Source organism: Mycolicibacter senuensis (assembly GCF_002101885.1).
In the GTDB taxonomy this organism is placed as follows: Bacteria; Actinomycetota; Actinomycetes; order Mycobacteriales; family Mycobacteriaceae; genus Mycobacterium; species Mycobacterium senuense.
Genome location: NZ_LQPS01000038.1, coordinates 72083 through 87449, shown reverse-complemented (window position 1 = coordinate 87449; position 15367 = coordinate 72083). Strand labels below are relative to the sequence as shown.

Annotated in this window: 17 protein-coding genes; 12 read left to right on the top strand and 5 right to left on the bottom strand. The window is 68.9% G+C overall.

Annotated elements, in window-relative coordinates; genetic code table 11:
* Positions 1–76 precede the first annotated feature (76 nt).
* Positions 77–904 carry a TrmH family RNA methyltransferase gene (locus AWC24_RS12275; RefSeq protein ID WP_085085260.1) on the top strand — a complete coding sequence of 276 codons (828 nt, stop codon included), beginning with the start codon at positions 77–79 and terminating at the stop codon, positions 902–904.
* Positions 901–1176 carry a DUF2537 domain-containing protein gene (locus tag AWC24_RS12270; RefSeq protein ID WP_085085258.1) on the top strand — a complete coding sequence of 92 codons (276 nt, stop codon included), beginning with the start codon at positions 901–903 and terminating at the stop codon, positions 1174–1176. Before AWC24_RS12275 ends, AWC24_RS12270 begins: the two co-directional genes overlap by 4 nt.
* Here AWC24_RS12270 and sepH read toward each other — a convergent pair.
* Positions 1167–1943 carry a septation protein SepH gene (gene sepH, locus AWC24_RS12265; RefSeq protein ID WP_085085256.1) on the bottom strand — a complete coding sequence of 259 codons (777 nt, stop codon included), beginning with the start codon at positions 1941–1943 and terminating at the stop codon, positions 1167–1169. The two genes, AWC24_RS12270 and sepH, sit on opposite strands and share 10 nt — an antisense overlap.
* 102 nt (positions 1944–2045) lie before the next feature.
* Positions 2046–3164: a phosphoserine transaminase gene (serC, locus tag AWC24_RS12260; RefSeq protein ID WP_085085254.1), complete on the bottom strand. Its 1119-nt coding sequence runs from the start codon at positions 3162–3164 to the stop codon at positions 2046–2048.
* A gap of 184 nt (positions 3165–3348) precedes the next feature.
* On the opposite strand from serC, the gene AWC24_RS12255 reads away from it, so the two are divergent.
* Positions 3349–4389: an AurF N-oxygenase family protein gene (locus AWC24_RS12255; RefSeq protein WP_174813634.1), complete on the top strand. Its 1041-nt coding sequence runs from the start codon at positions 3349–3351 to the stop codon at positions 4387–4389.
* A gap of 19 nt (positions 4390–4408) precedes the next feature.
* Positions 4409–6109 carry an FAD-dependent oxidoreductase gene (locus AWC24_RS12250; RefSeq protein ID WP_085085250.1) on the top strand — a complete coding sequence of 567 codons (1701 nt, stop codon included), beginning with the start codon at positions 4409–4411 and terminating at the stop codon, positions 6107–6109.
* Positions 6110–6122: 13 nt separating this feature from the next.
* Here the strand turns inward: AWC24_RS12250 and AWC24_RS12245 are convergent, their stop codons facing one another.
* Positions 6123–7238, bottom strand: a complete 1116-nt coding sequence (locus tag AWC24_RS12245; RefSeq protein ID WP_085085248.1) for a citrate synthase 2 — start codon at positions 7236–7238, stop codon at positions 6123–6125.
* A gap of 85 nt (positions 7239–7323) precedes the next feature.
* Here AWC24_RS12245 and pdxH point away from each other — a divergent pair, with 85 nt between their 5' ends.
* The 8 genes from pdxH (at position 7324) to arfC (ending at position 13198) form a co-directional block, all read left to right on the top strand.
* Positions 7324–7983 (top strand): pyridoxamine 5'-phosphate oxidase, encoded by a 660-nt coding sequence (gene pdxH, locus AWC24_RS12240; RefSeq protein WP_272937714.1) that lies wholly within the window; start codon positions 7324–7326, stop codon positions 7981–7983.
* Between the two features lie 16 nt (positions 7984–7999).
* Complete coding sequence (locus tag AWC24_RS12235; protein ID WP_085085246.1) at positions 8000–9274, top strand: MFS transporter; 1275 nt, start codon at positions 8000–8002, stop codon at positions 9272–9274.
* A 109-nt stretch (positions 9275–9383) separates the two neighbouring features.
* Positions 9384–10679 (top strand): citrate synthase, encoded by a 1296-nt coding sequence (locus AWC24_RS12230; protein WP_085085245.1) that lies wholly within the window; start codon positions 9384–9386, stop codon positions 10677–10679.
* A 5-nt stretch (positions 10680–10684) separates the two neighbouring features.
* Positions 10685–11053 carry an FKBP-type peptidyl-prolyl cis-trans isomerase gene (locus AWC24_RS12225; RefSeq protein WP_085085243.1) on the top strand — a complete coding sequence of 123 codons (369 nt, stop codon included), beginning with the start codon at positions 10685–10687 and terminating at the stop codon, positions 11051–11053.
* Positions 11054–11521 carry a channel-forming protein ArfA/OmpATb gene (gene arfA, locus AWC24_RS12220; RefSeq protein ID WP_085085241.1) on the top strand — a complete coding sequence of 156 codons (468 nt, stop codon included), beginning with the start codon at positions 11054–11056 and terminating at the stop codon, positions 11519–11521.
* A 100-nt stretch (positions 11522–11621) separates the two neighbouring features.
* On the top strand, positions 11622–12692 hold the full coding sequence (gene arfA, locus AWC24_RS12215; protein WP_456320081.1) for a channel-forming protein ArfA/OmpATb: 1071 nt from the start codon (positions 11622–11624) through the stop codon (positions 12690–12692).
* A gap of 12 nt (positions 12693–12704) precedes the next feature.
* Positions 12705–12857, top strand: a complete 153-nt coding sequence (gene arfB / locus AWC24_RS22475) for a channel accessory protein ArfB (RefSeq protein ID WP_165757737.1) — start codon at positions 12705–12707, stop codon at positions 12855–12857.
* Positions 12857–13198: a channel accessory protein ArfC, sunset domain variant gene (gene arfC / locus AWC24_RS12210; RefSeq protein ID WP_085085239.1), complete on the top strand. Its 342-nt coding sequence runs from the start codon at positions 12857–12859 to the stop codon at positions 13196–13198. Before arfB ends, arfC begins: the two co-directional genes overlap by 1 nt.
* A gap of 16 nt (positions 13199–13214) precedes the next feature.
* Here arfC and AWC24_RS12205 read toward each other — a convergent pair whose 3' ends face one another.
* Both AWC24_RS12205 and prrA read right to left on the bottom strand, forming a co-directional pair.
* Complete coding sequence (locus tag AWC24_RS12205) at positions 13215–14549, bottom strand: HAMP domain-containing sensor histidine kinase (protein ID WP_085085274.1); 1335 nt, start codon at positions 14547–14549, stop codon at positions 13215–13217.
* A gap of 17 nt (positions 14550–14566) precedes the next feature.
* A complete protein-coding gene (prrA, locus tag AWC24_RS12200) occupies positions 14567–15277 on the bottom strand; it encodes a two-component system response regulator PrrA (protein ID WP_013827765.1) in 711 nt (236 codons plus the stop codon).
* Positions 15278–15367 lie beyond the last annotated feature (90 nt).

Here is a 15367-nt window from a genome sequence, read left to right as displayed (position 1 = left end):
CGTAGGTCGGGGGCTGAGGGGTCGGGTGGGGGGTCATCGCCGTTGACGTTAGCGCCTCGCCGGTAATGTGCGGTCAGTGGCCAGGGTCCTCGACGTCGTCGATATCGAGGATCCGCGCGATTCCCGGCTGGACGATTTCCGCGACCTGAACAGTGTGGACCGCCGCCCGGACCTGCCCACCGGCAAAGGGCTGGTGATCGCCGAAGGTGTGCTGGTGGTGCAGCGGATGCTCGTTTCGCGGTTCGCTCCGCGGGCGCTGCTGGGCACCGACCGCCGGTTGACGGAGTTGGCGGACGATCTGGCCGCTGTGCCCGACGTGCCCTACTACCGGGTGTCCGCGGAGGTGATGGCCGAGGTCGTCGGCTTTCACCTCAACCGCGGTGTGCTGGCCGCCGCGTCGAGGGTGCCCGAGTCGACGGTGGCCGATCTGGTGGCCGGTGCTCGCACCATCGCGGTGCTCGAAGGCGTCAACGATCACGAGAATCTGGGCTCGATATTCCGTAACGGCGCCGGCCTCGGAGTGGATGCGGTGGTATTCGGCAGCGGCTGTGCCGACCCGTTGTACCGGCGTGCGGTGCGGGTGTCGATGGGGCATGCCCTGCTGGTGCCGTTCGCCCGTTCGGCGGACTGGCCGGCCGATCTGGACATGCTGCGCGACCGCGGGTTCCGGTTGCTGGCCATGACACCGGACCCGCGGGCCGACGCGCTGTCGGCGGCCATGGCGAAGGTGCGCGACGACCCGGTGGCGGTGCTGGTCGGCGCGGAAGGGCCGGGACTGTCGCAGCAGGCCATGCGTGCCAGTGACATGCGGGTGCGCATCCCGATGTCGCGAGGAACCGACTCCCTCAACGTGGCGACGGCGGCGGCGCTGGCGTTCTACGAGCGCACTAGGCTGCCGGCATGACGCCCACCCAGACCACGCCCTGGGCGACGGGGTTGACCGTGGCGGCGTTCGTCGCGGCGGTGTCGGGGATCGCGATCGCGGTGCTGAGCCTGGGGTTGATCCGGGTGCACCTGGCAGTGGCCGTCGTTCTCAACCTGATCGCGGTGGGCGGCCTGGCGCCCACGGTGTGGGGTTGGCGACGCACCCCGGTGCTGCGCTGGCTCGCGCTGGGCGCCGGACTCGGCGTGGCGGGCGGGTGGCTGGTGCTGCTGGCCCTGGTTGCTCAGCGCTGACCGCTTGAGCGCACCCCGAGCAGGACGTCCTCCCAGCCTGGGACGGGCGGCTTGCTGCGCCGGGCCCGGGGCGCCGAGCGCGGGTGGTCCGGCTCCTCTTCGACTGCCGGTGGGGCGGCGGGCTCCTCGAAGTCCAGTTCGGCCACCGGGGCCACCGGGCGCAGCGGACGGTCGAAGTCCGGGTCGATGAGCTCCATCGCCGGATCGTCGAGCGCGGTCACCGTGCCGCCGTGCGCGCCGGGGGCGAACCAGAAGTGGGCGAGGTTGTCCGAACGGCCGGCCTTCCAGGCGAGCTGAACCGTCCAGCGTCCGTCGTCGTTGCGCCAGGCGTCCCAGCTGCTCTGATCGGGGTTGAGGCCGCGGCTCATCAGTGCGCTGGTGACGACCTCGAGCAGGGTGGGCACGGCCGGCCCGTCGGCCAGTACCGGGTGAGCGGCGGCGGCCAGCTCCGCGGCCCGGGAGCGCTCCAGCAGAACCGGGTGGGCGAAGCGCTCCACCCGGGAGACGTCGACGCCGGCCGCTGCGGCCACCTGCTCGACCGACGCACCGGCGCGGATGCGGGCCTGGATGTCCTTCGGGCGCAGCATGCTGATGCCCAGGTCGATCTGGGTCTGCCCCGCACGGTGGCCCTCGCCGCGCACCGCGCCGCGCAGCCGGTCGTCGATCCGCACCCGGAACATCTCGGTGCTGTCATCGTCGTCGCCGACGCTCTCGCAGATGATGTGTTTGCCGTCGGCGTCGAGGCCGATTGCCCTTAGTTCCCGCATGACTTCTCCTTGCGAAGGCCCGGTTAGCTGCGAACTTTAGTGCAGTGAGCGGCCCGGACCGCGGTGACACGCTGGGGTTATAACGACTTGGTCACGGCGACGTCAGAGCCTCTCCACGACCCAGTCCACGCACTGCGTCAAAGCGCTGATGTCGTCGGGGTCCACCGCCGGGAACATCGCCACCCGCAACTGGTTGCGGCCCAGTTTGCGGTAGGGCTCGGTGTCGACGATGCCGTTGGCCCGCAAAATCGCGGCCACGGCACCTGCATCCACGGAGTCGGTGAAGTCGATGGTGCCGACTACTTGCGAGCGCAACGCCGGGTCGGCGACGAACGGGGTGGTGAACGGCCGGGACTCGGCCCACGAGTACAACCGCTGCGACGAATCCGCGGTTCGCTTGACCGCCCAGTCCAACCCGCCGTTGCCCAGCAGCCAGTCCAGCTGCTCGGCCAGCAGTACCAGCGTGGCGATCGCGGGCGTGTTGTAGGTCTGGTTCTTGGAGCTGTTGTCCACCGCGATCGGCAGGGACAGGAACTCCGGCACCCAGCGGCCCGAGGCGGCGATCGCCTCGATGCGTGCCAGCGCGGCCGGGCTCATGATCGCCAGCCACAGCCCACCGTCGGAGGCGAAATTCTTCTGCGGCGCGAAGTAGTAGGCGTCGGTCTCGGTGATGTCGACCGGCAGACCGCCGGCGCCGGACGTCGCGTCGATCACGACCAGTGCTTCGCCGGCGCCCTCGGGCCGGCGCACCGGTACCGCCACGCCGGTCGACGTCTCGTTGTGAGCCCAGGCGATCACGTCGACCGATGGGTCCGACGTCGGCTCCGGGGCGCTGCCGGGCTCGGCCTTGACGATGATCGGATCGCCCACGAACGGGTTCTTGGCGACCGCCGAGGCGAACTTCGCGCTGAACTCGCCGTAGGTCAGGTGCAGGGAGCGCTTGTCGATCAGCCCGAACGCGGCCGCGTCCCAGAACGCGGTGGAGCCGCCGTTGCCCAGCACCACCTCGTAGCCGTCGGGCACCGAGAACAGTTCGCGCAGACCGCTGCGGACCCGGCCGACCAGGTTCTTGACCGGCGCCTGCCGGTGCGAGGTGCCGAACAGCGGAGCCGCCGTGGTGACCAGCGCGTTCAGCTGCTCCGGCCGGACTTTGGAGGGCCCGCAGCCGAACCGTCCGTCGGCGGGCTTGATGTTGTCCGGGATCGTGAGCTGCTCAGCCATGGCCCCTAGCGTAGACAGCGGACGGCACGGCTCAGCACGGCAGGTTTAACGTGATGCAGATCACACGGACGACTCGACACCTGTCAGGCCCACAAGCTCCCCAAGACCCTGGACGGGTAGCCGATACCTGCGGTACCGTTATACATAACAAGGCCAAATGTAAACGTCAGTGGGGGTGGCTCCGATGGCTCAGAAAACGGCTCAGAAACCGGCTCGAACCGGCATCGTGCGGCGGTGGCGGGCCAACATGGAAGTGTCCGACGACACCGCCTATGTCGACATGCTCAACACCCTGTCCGAAGGCTCGGTGCGACGCCACTTCAACCCGTATCTCGACATCGACTGGGACAGCCCGGAATTCAAGGTGTTCGAGAACGACCCGCGGTGGATCCTGCCGGCCACCGACCCGCTGGGCAAGCACGCCTGGTACCAGGCGCAGCCCGAGGACGTCCAGATCAAGATCGGCATGTGGCGGCAGGCCAACGTGGCCAAGGTCGGCCTGCACTTCGAGTCCATCCTGATCCGGGGTCTGCTCAACTACGCGTTCTGGGTGCCCAACGGCTCACCGGAGTACCGCTACTGCCTGCACGAGTCGGTCGAGGAGTGCAACCACACCCTGATGTTCCAGGAGATGGTGAACCACATCGGCGCCGACGTGCCCGGCATGCCGCGGTTCCTCAAGTGGATTGCGGCGTTCATCCCGCTGGTCGCCGGCCCGCTGCCGATCCCGTTCTGGTTCGGCATCCTCGCCGGCGAGGAGCCCATCGACCACATCCAGAAGGACATCCTGCGCGAGGGCAAGACGCTGCACCCGATCATGGAGAAGGTGATGGCGATCCACGTCGCCGAAGAGGCGCGGCACATCTCGTTCGCACACGAATACCTCAACAAGCGTGTCCCGACCCTGCCGCGCCGCAAGCGGTTCTGGCTGTCGTTGTTCGTGCCGCTCACCATGCGAATCCTGTGCTCGGCGATCGTCGTTCCGCCGAAGGCGTTCTGGCAGGAGTTCGACATCCCGCGCTCGGTGCGCAGGGACGTCTTCTTCGGGTCGGCCGACGCCCGGCGGATGCTGTCGGACATGTTCGCCGACGTGCGGATGCTCTGTCACGACACCGGGCTGATGAACCCGGTCGCCAAGCTGATCTGGCGGATGTGCCGGATCAACGGGGCGCCGTCGCGCTTCCGGGCCCAGCCGCAGCGCGCGCACCTGTCGCGGGTCGCGTAGGTCAGCGAGCTCGCGCCTCATGCCGCACGTCATCAGCCAGGCATGCTGTAACGACGCGTCCTGCGTTTTCGCCTGTCCGGTCTACTGCATCCACCCCAGTCCGGATGAGCCGGACTTCGCCACCACCGAGATGCTCTACATCGATCCGGACGCCTGCGTGGACTGCGGCGCCTGCGTCCGGGCCTGCCCGGTCGACGCGATCTACCCCGATACGCAGCTGCCGGCGCAGCAGCTGCCGTTCATCGAGATCAACAAGTCGTACTACCCCAAGCGTCCCGAGGGTGTGAAGCTGCCGCCGACGTCCAAGCTGGCGCCGATCCTGCCGGCCGCCGAGGTCCACCGGCGCGGCAGGCACCCGCTGACGGTGGCCATCGTCGGTTCCGGGCCGGCGGCGATGTATGCCGCCGATGAGCTGCTGACCCAACCCGGTGTGCTGGTCAACGTGTTCGAGAAGCTGCCCACCCCTTACGGTTTGGTGCGCGCCGGTGTCGCCCCGGATCACCAGCACACCAAGCTGGCCACCCGGCTGTTCGACGAGATCTCCTGGCGGCGCGGCTTCAATTTTTTCCTCAACGTCGAGGTGGGCAAACACCTGCGTCACGCCGACCTGTTGCAGTATCACCACGCCGTGCTCTACGCCTCCGGTGCGCTGCACGACCGACGGCTGGAGATCGACGGCATGGGACTGCCCGGCACCGGCACCGCCACCGAGGTCGTCGGCTGGTACAACGGGCATCCGGAGTTCACCGACCTGCCGGTCGACCTCGGTCACGAGCGGGTGGTGATCGTCGGCAACGGCAACGTGGCCCTCGACGTGGCCCGCATCCTCACCACCGACCCCGACAAACTGGCCGGCACCGACATCGCCGACAACGCGCTGGCGACGTTGCGCGACTCCCGGGTACAGGAAGTGGTGATCGTCGCCCGCCGCGGCCCGATCGCCTCGGCGTTCACCTTGCCGGAACTGGTCGGGTTGACCCACGCCGCCGAAGTGGTCCTCGATGCCGAGGACCACGCCCGGGTGCGCAACGACCTGGCGACCGTGCGGGACAACTTCACCCGGCAGAAGCTGGAGATCCTGGCCAAACTCGGCAGTGTCGATAGCGCGTCCGCGCGATCTACCAAGCCGCGCATCCGGTTCGCCTACGAACTGACCCCGGCCCGGGTGCTCGGCGAGCACCGTGCCACCGCAGTCGAATTCACCGTGACCGGCACTGACGAGGTGTGTCGGCTCGAGGCCGGTCTGGTGCTGACCTCGATCGGCTACCACGGCACCCCGATCGCCGACCTGCCATTCGACGACGCCGCCGGCGTGGTCCCCAACGAGGGCGGTCGGGTGGTGGACCCGGCCAGTGGCCAGCCCGTTGCGGGAGCCTACGTATCCGGGTGGATCAAGCGCGGCACCAACGGCTTCATCGGCACCAACAAGTCCGACTCGCTCAAGACGATCCAGAGCCTGGTCGCCGACTACAACGCCGGTCAGCTCAGTGAGCCGATCGGCGGGCCGCGCGCGATCGCCCGGATGGTGCACGCCCGCCGGCCCGAGGTCATCGACGCCGCCGGCTGGAAGGCCATCGACAAGGCGGAGATCGCGCGCGGTCAGGCGCAGAACCGGCCGCGGGTCAAGTTCACCCGGGTGCCCGACATGCTCGACGAGGTGGCCGACCACTCCGACGTGCCGTTGCTGCAGAACTTGCTCAGCGCCCTGCGGCGCCGCTGAAATCCCGTTCGGGTCAGCCCTTGGGGAGCCGGTCCCAGCCGGCCACCGACTCCGCGCCACGCGGGCCGGGCCCGACATAGATCGCCGACGGGCGCACCAGCTTGCCCAGGCGCTTCTGCTCCATGATGTGCGCGCACCAGCCCGCGGTGCGCCCACAGGTGAACATCGCCGGCATCATCGCCGGGGGTACCTCGGCGAAGTCCAGGATCACCGCCGCCCAGAACTCCACGTTGGTCTCGATGGCCCGGTCCGGCCGGCGTTCCCGCAGCTCGGCCAGTGCCGCCTGCTCCAATTCGGCGGCCACTTCGTAGCGGGGCGCGGCCAGCCGTTTGGCGGTGGCGCGCAACACCCGGGCGCGGGGGTCCTCGGCGCGGTAGACGCGGTGGCCGAAGCCCATCAGCTTCTCCTTGCGGTCCAGGATGCCCTTGACCACTGCGCGGGCGTCCCCGGAACGCTCCACCTCTTCGATCATCGGGATCACCCGGGCCGGGGCGCCGCCGTGCAGCGGGCCGCTCATCGCGCCGATCGCGCCGGACAGCGCCGCCCCGACGTCGGCGCCGGTGGAGGCGATCACCCGGGCGGTGAACGTCGAGGCGTTCATGCCGTGCTCGGCCGCAGACACCCAGTAGGCGTCGATGGCCTCGACGTGGGCCGGGTCGGGCTCGCCGCGCCAGCGGGTCATGAACCGCTCGGTGATGGTGGCGCAGCCGTCGATCTCCTGCTGGGAGACCGGTTGTTGCGAGCCGCGCGCCGACTGGGCGACATAGGACAGCACCATCACCGCCGCGCGCGCCAACTGATCGCGTGCGGTGGCGTCATCGGTGTCCAGCAGCGGCTCGAATCCCCACTGCGGGGCCAGCATCGCCACCCCGGCCTGGGCGTCGACGCGGACGTCGCCGGTGCGCACCGACAGTTCCAGCGGCTCGGCGGGCGCCAGTGGGCGAGTGAAGTCGCCGTCGACCAGTAGGGCCCACACGTCGCCGAAGCTGACCTTTCCGGCCAGGTCCTCGATGTCGACACCGCGGTAGCGCAGCGCGCCACCGTCCTTGTCGGGTTCGGCGATCTCGGTGGTGAACGCCACCGTTCCCTCCAGGCCGGCAACGAAGTTCTCCGGGACTGCAGCAATCATGTGTTGGATTGTCCCACCCCGGCACCCGGCCGTTCCTACCGGCCGGTAACGCCGGCTGGGCGGGACCGCGGCGTAGCGTTGGGCGGTGCACAGGACAGGCCCCGACAACGAGCACCTGGCGGCGATGCGAGTGGAGTACCGGGAGAAGGACAACTGCGGCGACCTCGACGTGGACTGGCTCGAGGACGGCTGGCAGGTTTTGCTGCGCAATTGGATCGGCGACGCCGAACGCGCCGGGATCGCCGAACCCAATGCCATGGTGCTGGCCACGGTCGAAGACGGCCGGCCGGTCAGCCGCTCGGTGCTGTGTAAGAACCTCGACGAAAGCGGCGTCACCTTCTTCACCGACGACGGCTCGGACAAGGCCGGCCAGCTGGCGGCGACGCCGTACGCGTCGGCGACGTTCCCCTGGTATCAACTGGGTCGCCAGGTCCATATCCGCGGCCGGGTCAGCAAGACCGACGCGACGATCCCGGCCGAATACTGGGTGAACCGGCCGCGGGCCTCGCAGCTGGGTTTCTGGGCGTCGCACCAGTCGCAGCCGATCACCTCGCGCGCGGCCCTGCTCGATCAGCTCGTCGAGGTGACCGCCCGGTTCGCCGACACCCACGACGTTCCGGTCGCCCCCAGCTGGGCCGGTTATGTCATCGCGCCGGAGGTGGTGGAGTTCTGGCAGGGCCGAGAAGGCCGACTGCACAACCGGATTCGGGTGAGCGGCGGACGCGTCGAGCGTCTGCAGCCGTGATCTCGGGTCCGCTGCGGTGAGGCTGTTCGCCGACACCACACCGCTGCGCAACCAGGACTTCCGGCGGCTGTGGCTGGCCGGGATACCGACCGTCATCGGCGCGAACCTGACCATCTTCGCGGTCCCGGTCCAGATCTACGCGCTGACCGGCAGCTCGGCCTATGTCGGCTTGTCGGGTCTGTTCGCGCTGGTGCCGCTGGTGGTATTCGGGCTGCTGGGCGGCGCCTGGGCCGACGCCATGGACCGCCGCAAGCTGCTGATCATCGCCTCCTGCGGGCTGGGACTGGCCTCGCTGCTGCTGTGGGTGCAGGCGGCGGCGGCTTTCGACAACGTGTGGGTGGTGCTTTCGCTGCTGGCCGTGCAGCAGGGGTTCTACGCGGTCAATTCGCCCACCCGCGCCGCCGCCATTCCACGGTTGGTGGCCGGCGGCGACCTACCGGCCGCCAACTCGCTGAACATGACCGTGATGCAGTTCGGGGCCATCGTCGGGCCGTTGCTGGCCGGGCTGCTGCTCGGCTGGGTAGACCTGCCCACGCTGTACCTGGTCGACGCTGCCACCTGCGTCTTCCCGATCTGGGCGACCTTTCGGCTGGCACCCATGCCGCCCGCCGGATCAACCGACGGCTCGCGTTTCGGGGTGGCGGCGGTGCTGGACGGGTTTCGTTACCTGGCCGGCAACACCGTGGTGCTGATGTCGTTCGTGGTGGACCTGATCGCGATGGTGCTGGGACTGCCTCGGGCGCTGTTCCCGCAGATCGCCGCCGCGGACTTCGGCGGACCGGTCGACGGCGGCACCACGATGGCGCTGCTGGCCGCGGCGATGGCGGTCGGCGCGGTGGCCGGCGGCGTGTTCTCCGGATGGCTGCCGCGGATCAGCCGCCAGGGCCTGGCGATCGTCATCTCGATCGTGGTGTGGGGGGCGGCGATGGCCGGCTTCGGGCTGGCGGTCGCGCGCGCCGACGGGCATCCCGGCCCGGTGTTGTGGGTCGCGCTGGGCTTTCTGGCGGTCGGCGGCGCCGCGGACATGGTGTCGGCGGCGTTCCGCTCGACGATGCTGCAGCAGGTCGCCTCCGACGAGATCCGGGGGCGGTTGCAGGGTGTGTTCACCGTGATCGTGGCCGGTGGGCCCCGGCTTGCCGACGCCGTGCACGGGGCGGCCGGCGCGGTGGTGGGAACGGCCGCGGCCGCCGCCGGCGGTGGAGTGCTGGTGGTCGTCGGAGTGCTGCTCGCCGCACTCGCGGCACCGGCTTTCATCCGCTATCAGCGGCCGGGACCGGCGGCGGCGCGATGACCGGCCCGTGATACTCGGCCCCGGGCGGGCGCTCCGCCCCGGAACCGACTACCTTTTCCTATACACGCTCCGATCGACTGGTCAGCCGAATAGCGCAAAGGGGTTCCTTGTGGCCGCAACAGACGACACCGCCACCCTGAAGTACCCGGGAGGCGAGCTAGAGCTGCCGATCGTCCAAGCCACCGACGGGTCCGACGCCCTGGCCATCGGTTCGCTGCTCGCCAAGACCGGCTACACCACATTCGACAACGGCTACGCCAACACCGCGCCGGTCAAGAGCGCCATCACCTACATCGACGGCGATGCCGGCATCCTGCGCTACCGCGGCTACCCGATCGAGCAGCTCGCCGAGAAGTCCACCTTCATCGAGGTCAGCTACCTGCTGATCTACGGGGAACTGCCCACTGCCGAACAGTTGGCGACCTTCACCGGCAAGATCCAGCGGCACACCATGCTGCACGAGGACCTGAAGCGGTTCTTCGACGGCTTCCCGCGCAACGCCCACCCGATGCCGGTGCTGTCCAGTGTGGTCAACGCGCTCTCCGCCTACTACCAGGACTCGCTGGACCCGTCCGACAACGAGCAGGTCGAGGTATCGACCATCCGGCTGCTGGGCAAACTGCCCACCATCGCCGCCTACGCGTTCAAGAAGTCCGAGGGGCAGCCGTTCCTGTACCCGGACAACTCGCTTTCCCTGGTGGAGAACTTCCTGCGGATGACCTTCGGTCTGCCGGCGGAGCCCTATGAGGTCGACCCCGAGGTGGTGCGGGCACTCGACATGCTGTTCATCCTGCACGCCGACCACGAGCAGAACTGCTCGACGTCGACGGTGCGGCTGGTCGGCTCGTCGCGAGCCAACCTGTTCACCTCGATCTCCGGTGGCATCAACGCGCTGTGGGGCCCGCTGCACGGCGGCGCGAACCAGGCGGTGCTGGAGATGCTGGAGGACATCCGCGACAACCACAGCAACGTCGGCGACTTCGTCAAGAAGGTCAAGAACCGCGAAGACGGCGTCAAGCTGATGGGCTTCGGCCACCGGGTCTACAAGAACTACGACCCGCGGGCGCGCATCGTCAAGGAGCAGGCCGACAAGATCCTCGGCAAGCTCGGCGGCGACGACGAACTGCTCAACATCGCCAAGGATCTCGAAGAGGCCGCGCTGACCGATGACTACTTCATCGAGCGCAAGCTCTACCCGAACGTCGACTTCTACACCGGCCTGATCTACCGGGCGATCGGCTTCCCGGCCCGGATGTTCACCGTGCTGTTCGCGCTGGGCCGGCTGCCGGGCTGGATCGCGCACTGGCGCGAGATGCACGACGAGGGCGACTCCAAGATCGGCCGGCCGCGTCAGCTCTACACCGGTGCCACCGAGCGCGACTACGTCACCATCGGCGGGCGGTAACCGCCGTGACGAAGCCGGGCAAGCCCCAGATCACCGTTCCGGCCGGCCCGCCGCCGACCGAGTTGGTCATCGAGGACATCGTTGTCGGGGACGGGGCCGCGGCCGCGCCCGGCGCACTCGTCAACGTGCACTACCTGGGTGTCGACTACGACTCCGGCGCGGAGTTCGACAGCTCCTGGAATCGCGGCGAGTCCCTGGAGTTTCCGCTCGACGGGCTCATCGCGGGCTGGCAGGACGGCATCCCCGGCATGAAGGTGGGCGGTCGACGCCAATTGGTCATCCCGCCCGAACTGGCTTACGGCCCGGCCGGTACCGGGCATCAACTCGCCGGCAAGACACTGGTGTTCGTGATCGATCTGCTCGGCACCCGCTGAGTGCGCGCCTGGCTGGTCGCGGCGGCACTCCTCGCGGTGCTGCTCGGCGCGACCGGCTGCGGGCTGCGGGAAGGTTCGCCGGACCATCCCGGCGCCGCAGTGCCGGTGCCGCTGTCAGTCATCCGCCAGGGCAACGAGATCACCCTGACCGGTGACGTACCGGATCCGGCGGCCAAACGGGCGTTGGTGGACGCCGTCATCACCTCGGCCGATGATGTCACCGTCGTCGATCGGCTCGGGGTGAGGCCGGGCGCCGCGACACCGGATTTCGCCGCGTCGGCTCCGGTGTTCGAAGCGGCCGCGGTGATCGGAGATTTCGCGTTGCACGCCGCCGGCGACAGCGTGACGCTGGTGGGCACCGCGGCGAAGCCGGACGAGGCGGCCGCCGTCGAGGCCGCGGCCCACGACGCCTGGCCACGCACCGACATCGTCAATGAGCTTGTGATCAGCGGTCCCGGGACGCGGTAAGTCCGCAAATATCGACTGAAGACTTCCGAGGGTCATTCGGAGCTCATACACTCGCGGTGTCCTGGGTACGAGGTGCTTTTTCGATCTCCGAGGAGGATCCATGCCGGGCTCCGAAAACCGGACCGTGACCGGCTGGCGAACGGAATCGCGCTTTTACCGTGGACCCCTCGGCCCCGGATGGCTGCTGGCCTTGGCGGCAATTCCGTTGCTACTCGCATTGATCGGAGTGGGAGTGGCAGATCGAGACAGCATCGGCATCACCGCAGGCGACGCCCCCCTGCCCGAGATCCCCGTTCCGTCACTTTCGATGTCGGCTGCGCCGGAGGCGAATGCGCCGGGAATATCGTTTGCTCCGTTGTCGATTCTGCGCAACGGCAATGTCATCACCCTCAACGGCGACCTTCCCGACACCGCCACGCGGGCCGGATTGATCGACATGCTCAAGGGGTTGTACGGCAATGGTGTGCAATTGGTGGACAACCTCAACATCAAACCGGGTGTCAAGGTGCCCGACGCCGCCGCCCTGGGATCGGTGTTCAAGGCCTCGGTGACCATGCCGGACTTCAAATTCAAGATCAGCGGTGGCACCGTCAGGCTGATCGGCACCGCACCTTCCGGTGCGGTCGAGTCGGCCGTCGAGGCGGCCGCGCAGGCGGCCTGGCCGAATCTGGTGATCTCCAACGACATTCTGGTCCTGCCTGATGCGCCGGGGGCTCCCAGACCCGCGGCCCCGACGCCTGCGGCGCCCGCCTCGCCGGCTCCGAAACAGCCGCCGACCAGCGCTTCACCGGCTCCTGCCCCGGTCGGCGACTGCGGCACCCTGCAAGCCGACGTCGCCGCGTTGATGGCCACGCCCGTCACGTTCGTGACCAACGGTTACACCCTGTCGCCGGGCACCCGACAGCAACTGAGTCGGGTCGCGGAGTCGCTCAAGGGTTGCCGCAGCGCCCAGGTGACGGTCAGCGGTTACACCGACAACACCGGCAACGATGGCATCAACGTGCCGTTGAGTGCTGACCGGGCCAAGTCGGTCGCCGACTTCCTTGTCGCCCAGGGTGTTCCGGCGAGCAGCGTCACCGCCAAGGGGTTCGGGCCGGCCGACCCGGTCGCCAGCAACGCGACACCGGACGGACGCGCCCAGAACCGTCGTGTCGCGATCACGGTTAGCTAAGGAGAATCTCCGATGGATTTCGTCATGCAGTGGCTGTGGTACCTGCTGGCATTCGTGGTGGGTTCGGCGATCGCCTGGCTACTGACGGTGGTGTCGATCCGCCGCACCAGCCGAGAAGACGCCATTGCGGCCCTACCCGGCCCGCGTGAGATGGGAGCCGACTGATGCACGGCGCCAATTGCTCGCTGATGGGCTTGTCATTTCTGTTGGGGCTGACGCTGACATTCGCCTTCGCCATTCGGCGGGTCAACCGCGAGGTGCCGATGTCGACGGCATCGGGTGGTGCCGCCGCGGGTGCGCCCTACGGTGAAGGATCGGCGCGGGCCGGCGCGGGCGGCAGCGGTCCGGCCGGATGGGCCATCAAGGGCAACGAGGACTCGATGCTCTACCACAGCCCGGACAGCCCGTCCTACGGGGCGACGATCGCCGAAGTGTGGTTCAAGGACGAGCAGACGGCCGCGGCGGCCGGCTTCCGACGCTGGGACAGTCGGCGCGAGCAGACCTGACGGCCGGCGGGTGGGCTCAGCGCGGCGGCGGCAGTCGCAGCATCAGCCGCACCCCGCCCATCGGGCTGTCCTCCAGGGTCGCCGTGCCGCCGTGCAGTCCGGCCTGCTGAGCCACCAGCGCCAGCCCGAGACCGGACCCGGAATGCGATGCCGTCGACCCGCGGGAGAACCGCTCGAACACCACCTGGCGCTCCTCTTCGGGAACCCCGCTGCCGTTGTCGTCGATGGCGATCTCGACGCCCGCCCGGGACGTGACCGCCGACAGTTGCACCTGGTTAGCGCCGCCGTGCTTGACCGCGTTGGCGATCGCGTTGTCCACCGCCAGCCGCAACCCGGCCGGTAGCCCGACGATGATGCAGGTGGGTGACGGAACCAGGGAGACGTTCAGTTCCGGGAAGACCCGCATCGCGTCGTGCGCCGCCCGGTCGAGCAGTTCGGTGATGTCGACCGGGACCTGATCGTCGGCGGTGGACAGTTCCCCCTGGGCCAGCCGCTCCAGGGCCGACAGGGTCGCCTCGATCCGCGACTGGGTGCGAACGACGTCGCTGAGGACTTCTTTGCGCTGGTCTTCGGGCAGGTCGAGTGTCGTCAGCACCTCGAGGTTGGTGCGCATGGCGGTCAGCGGCGTGCGCAGCTCATGCGAGGACACCGCGGCGAAGTCGCGGGCGGACGCCAGGGCCTCTTTGGTGCGGTCCTGTTCGGTCCAGATCCGCTGCAGCATCCCGCGCATCGCCTCGGCGATCTCGACGGCCTCGCTGGCCCCGCGCACCTCGATCTCCGGTCGTTCGTCGCCGGCGTCGATCGACCGGGCCTGCTGGGCCAGCCTTCGCAATGGCCGTACCGCGAACGCCGCCAGCAGCCAGCCCAGCACCGCGGCCGCGCCGATCGCGAACGTGCACAGCAGCAGCACCCGGCGGTGCAGGTTGTTGGTGTCGGCGATGGTGGCCTCGTAGGTGGCGCCGACCGCCAGTGACCGCGGACCCGGTCCGGGAATGTCGACGGTGCGCACCCGGTAGCGCACGCCGTCGATCTCGGTGTCGGCGTATCCCGCCTCCAGCTCTGGCAGCACCACCGCGGAGTTCGACGTCACCTCGCCTGCCCGGCGCAGCGTGATCACGGCGTCGGTCCCGCCGGCCGCGCGGGGCAGCTCACCCAGGCCGATGAGCGGGACCGTCAGACCGGCCGCCTCGTCGAGCCGACGGTCCAGCCAGTACTTGCGGTCGTTGGTGATCCCGACCCAGACGATGGCGCCGATGATGACCGTCACGATCGCGGTGCCGATGGCCGTCGCCAGCACCACCCGGGTCCGCAGCGACGGGGTTCGAGCGACGACCCGCCGCAGCATGTTCATGACGTTCATGGTGGTCCTCACTGCGTTCGCAGGACGAATCCGACCCCGCGGACGGTGTGCAGCAGCCGTGGCGCTCCGCCGGCTTCCAGCTTGCGTCGCAGGTAGCCGATGAACACGTCGACGACGTTGGTGTCGGCGGCGAAGTCATAGCCCCAGACCAGCTCGAGCAGCTGGGCGCGGGACAGCACCGCGGTCTTGTGCTCGGCGAGCACGGCCAACAGATCGAACTCGCGCTTGGTCAGGTCCACGTCGACACCCTTGACCCGGGCGCGCCGGCCCGGGATGTCGACCTCCAGCGGGCCCACCGTGATGGTCTCCGACGACGAGCTGGCCGCCGACCCGCGCCGCCGCAGCATCGCCCGTACCCGGGCCACCAACTCGGCGAGCACGAACGGCTTGACCAGGTAGTCGTCGGCGCCGGCCTCCAGACCGGCGACCCGGTCGTCGACCGAACTGCGCGCGGACAGCACGCAGACGGGCACGTCATCGCCCATCGCCCGCAGTGCCGTCACCACGCTCACGCCGTCGAGCACCGGCATGTTGATGTCGAGCACGATCGCGTCCGGGCGGGTCTCCTTGGCGCTGCGCAACGCTTCTGCGCCGTCGGCCGCCGTCGCCACTTCGAATCCGGACAGTCGCAGTCCGCGTTCCAGCGAGGCGAGCACATCGGAGTCGTCGTCGACCACCAATACCCGGGGGGAGGCGGCAGCGTTGGCGGGATTGTTCATGGCCGCCATTTTGCCTGAACATTGCCATCAAGCGAGGGATGCGCCGCGGGTCGCCGCCGTCGATCTAAGGTCGGTTGGGTGAAGCCGGCG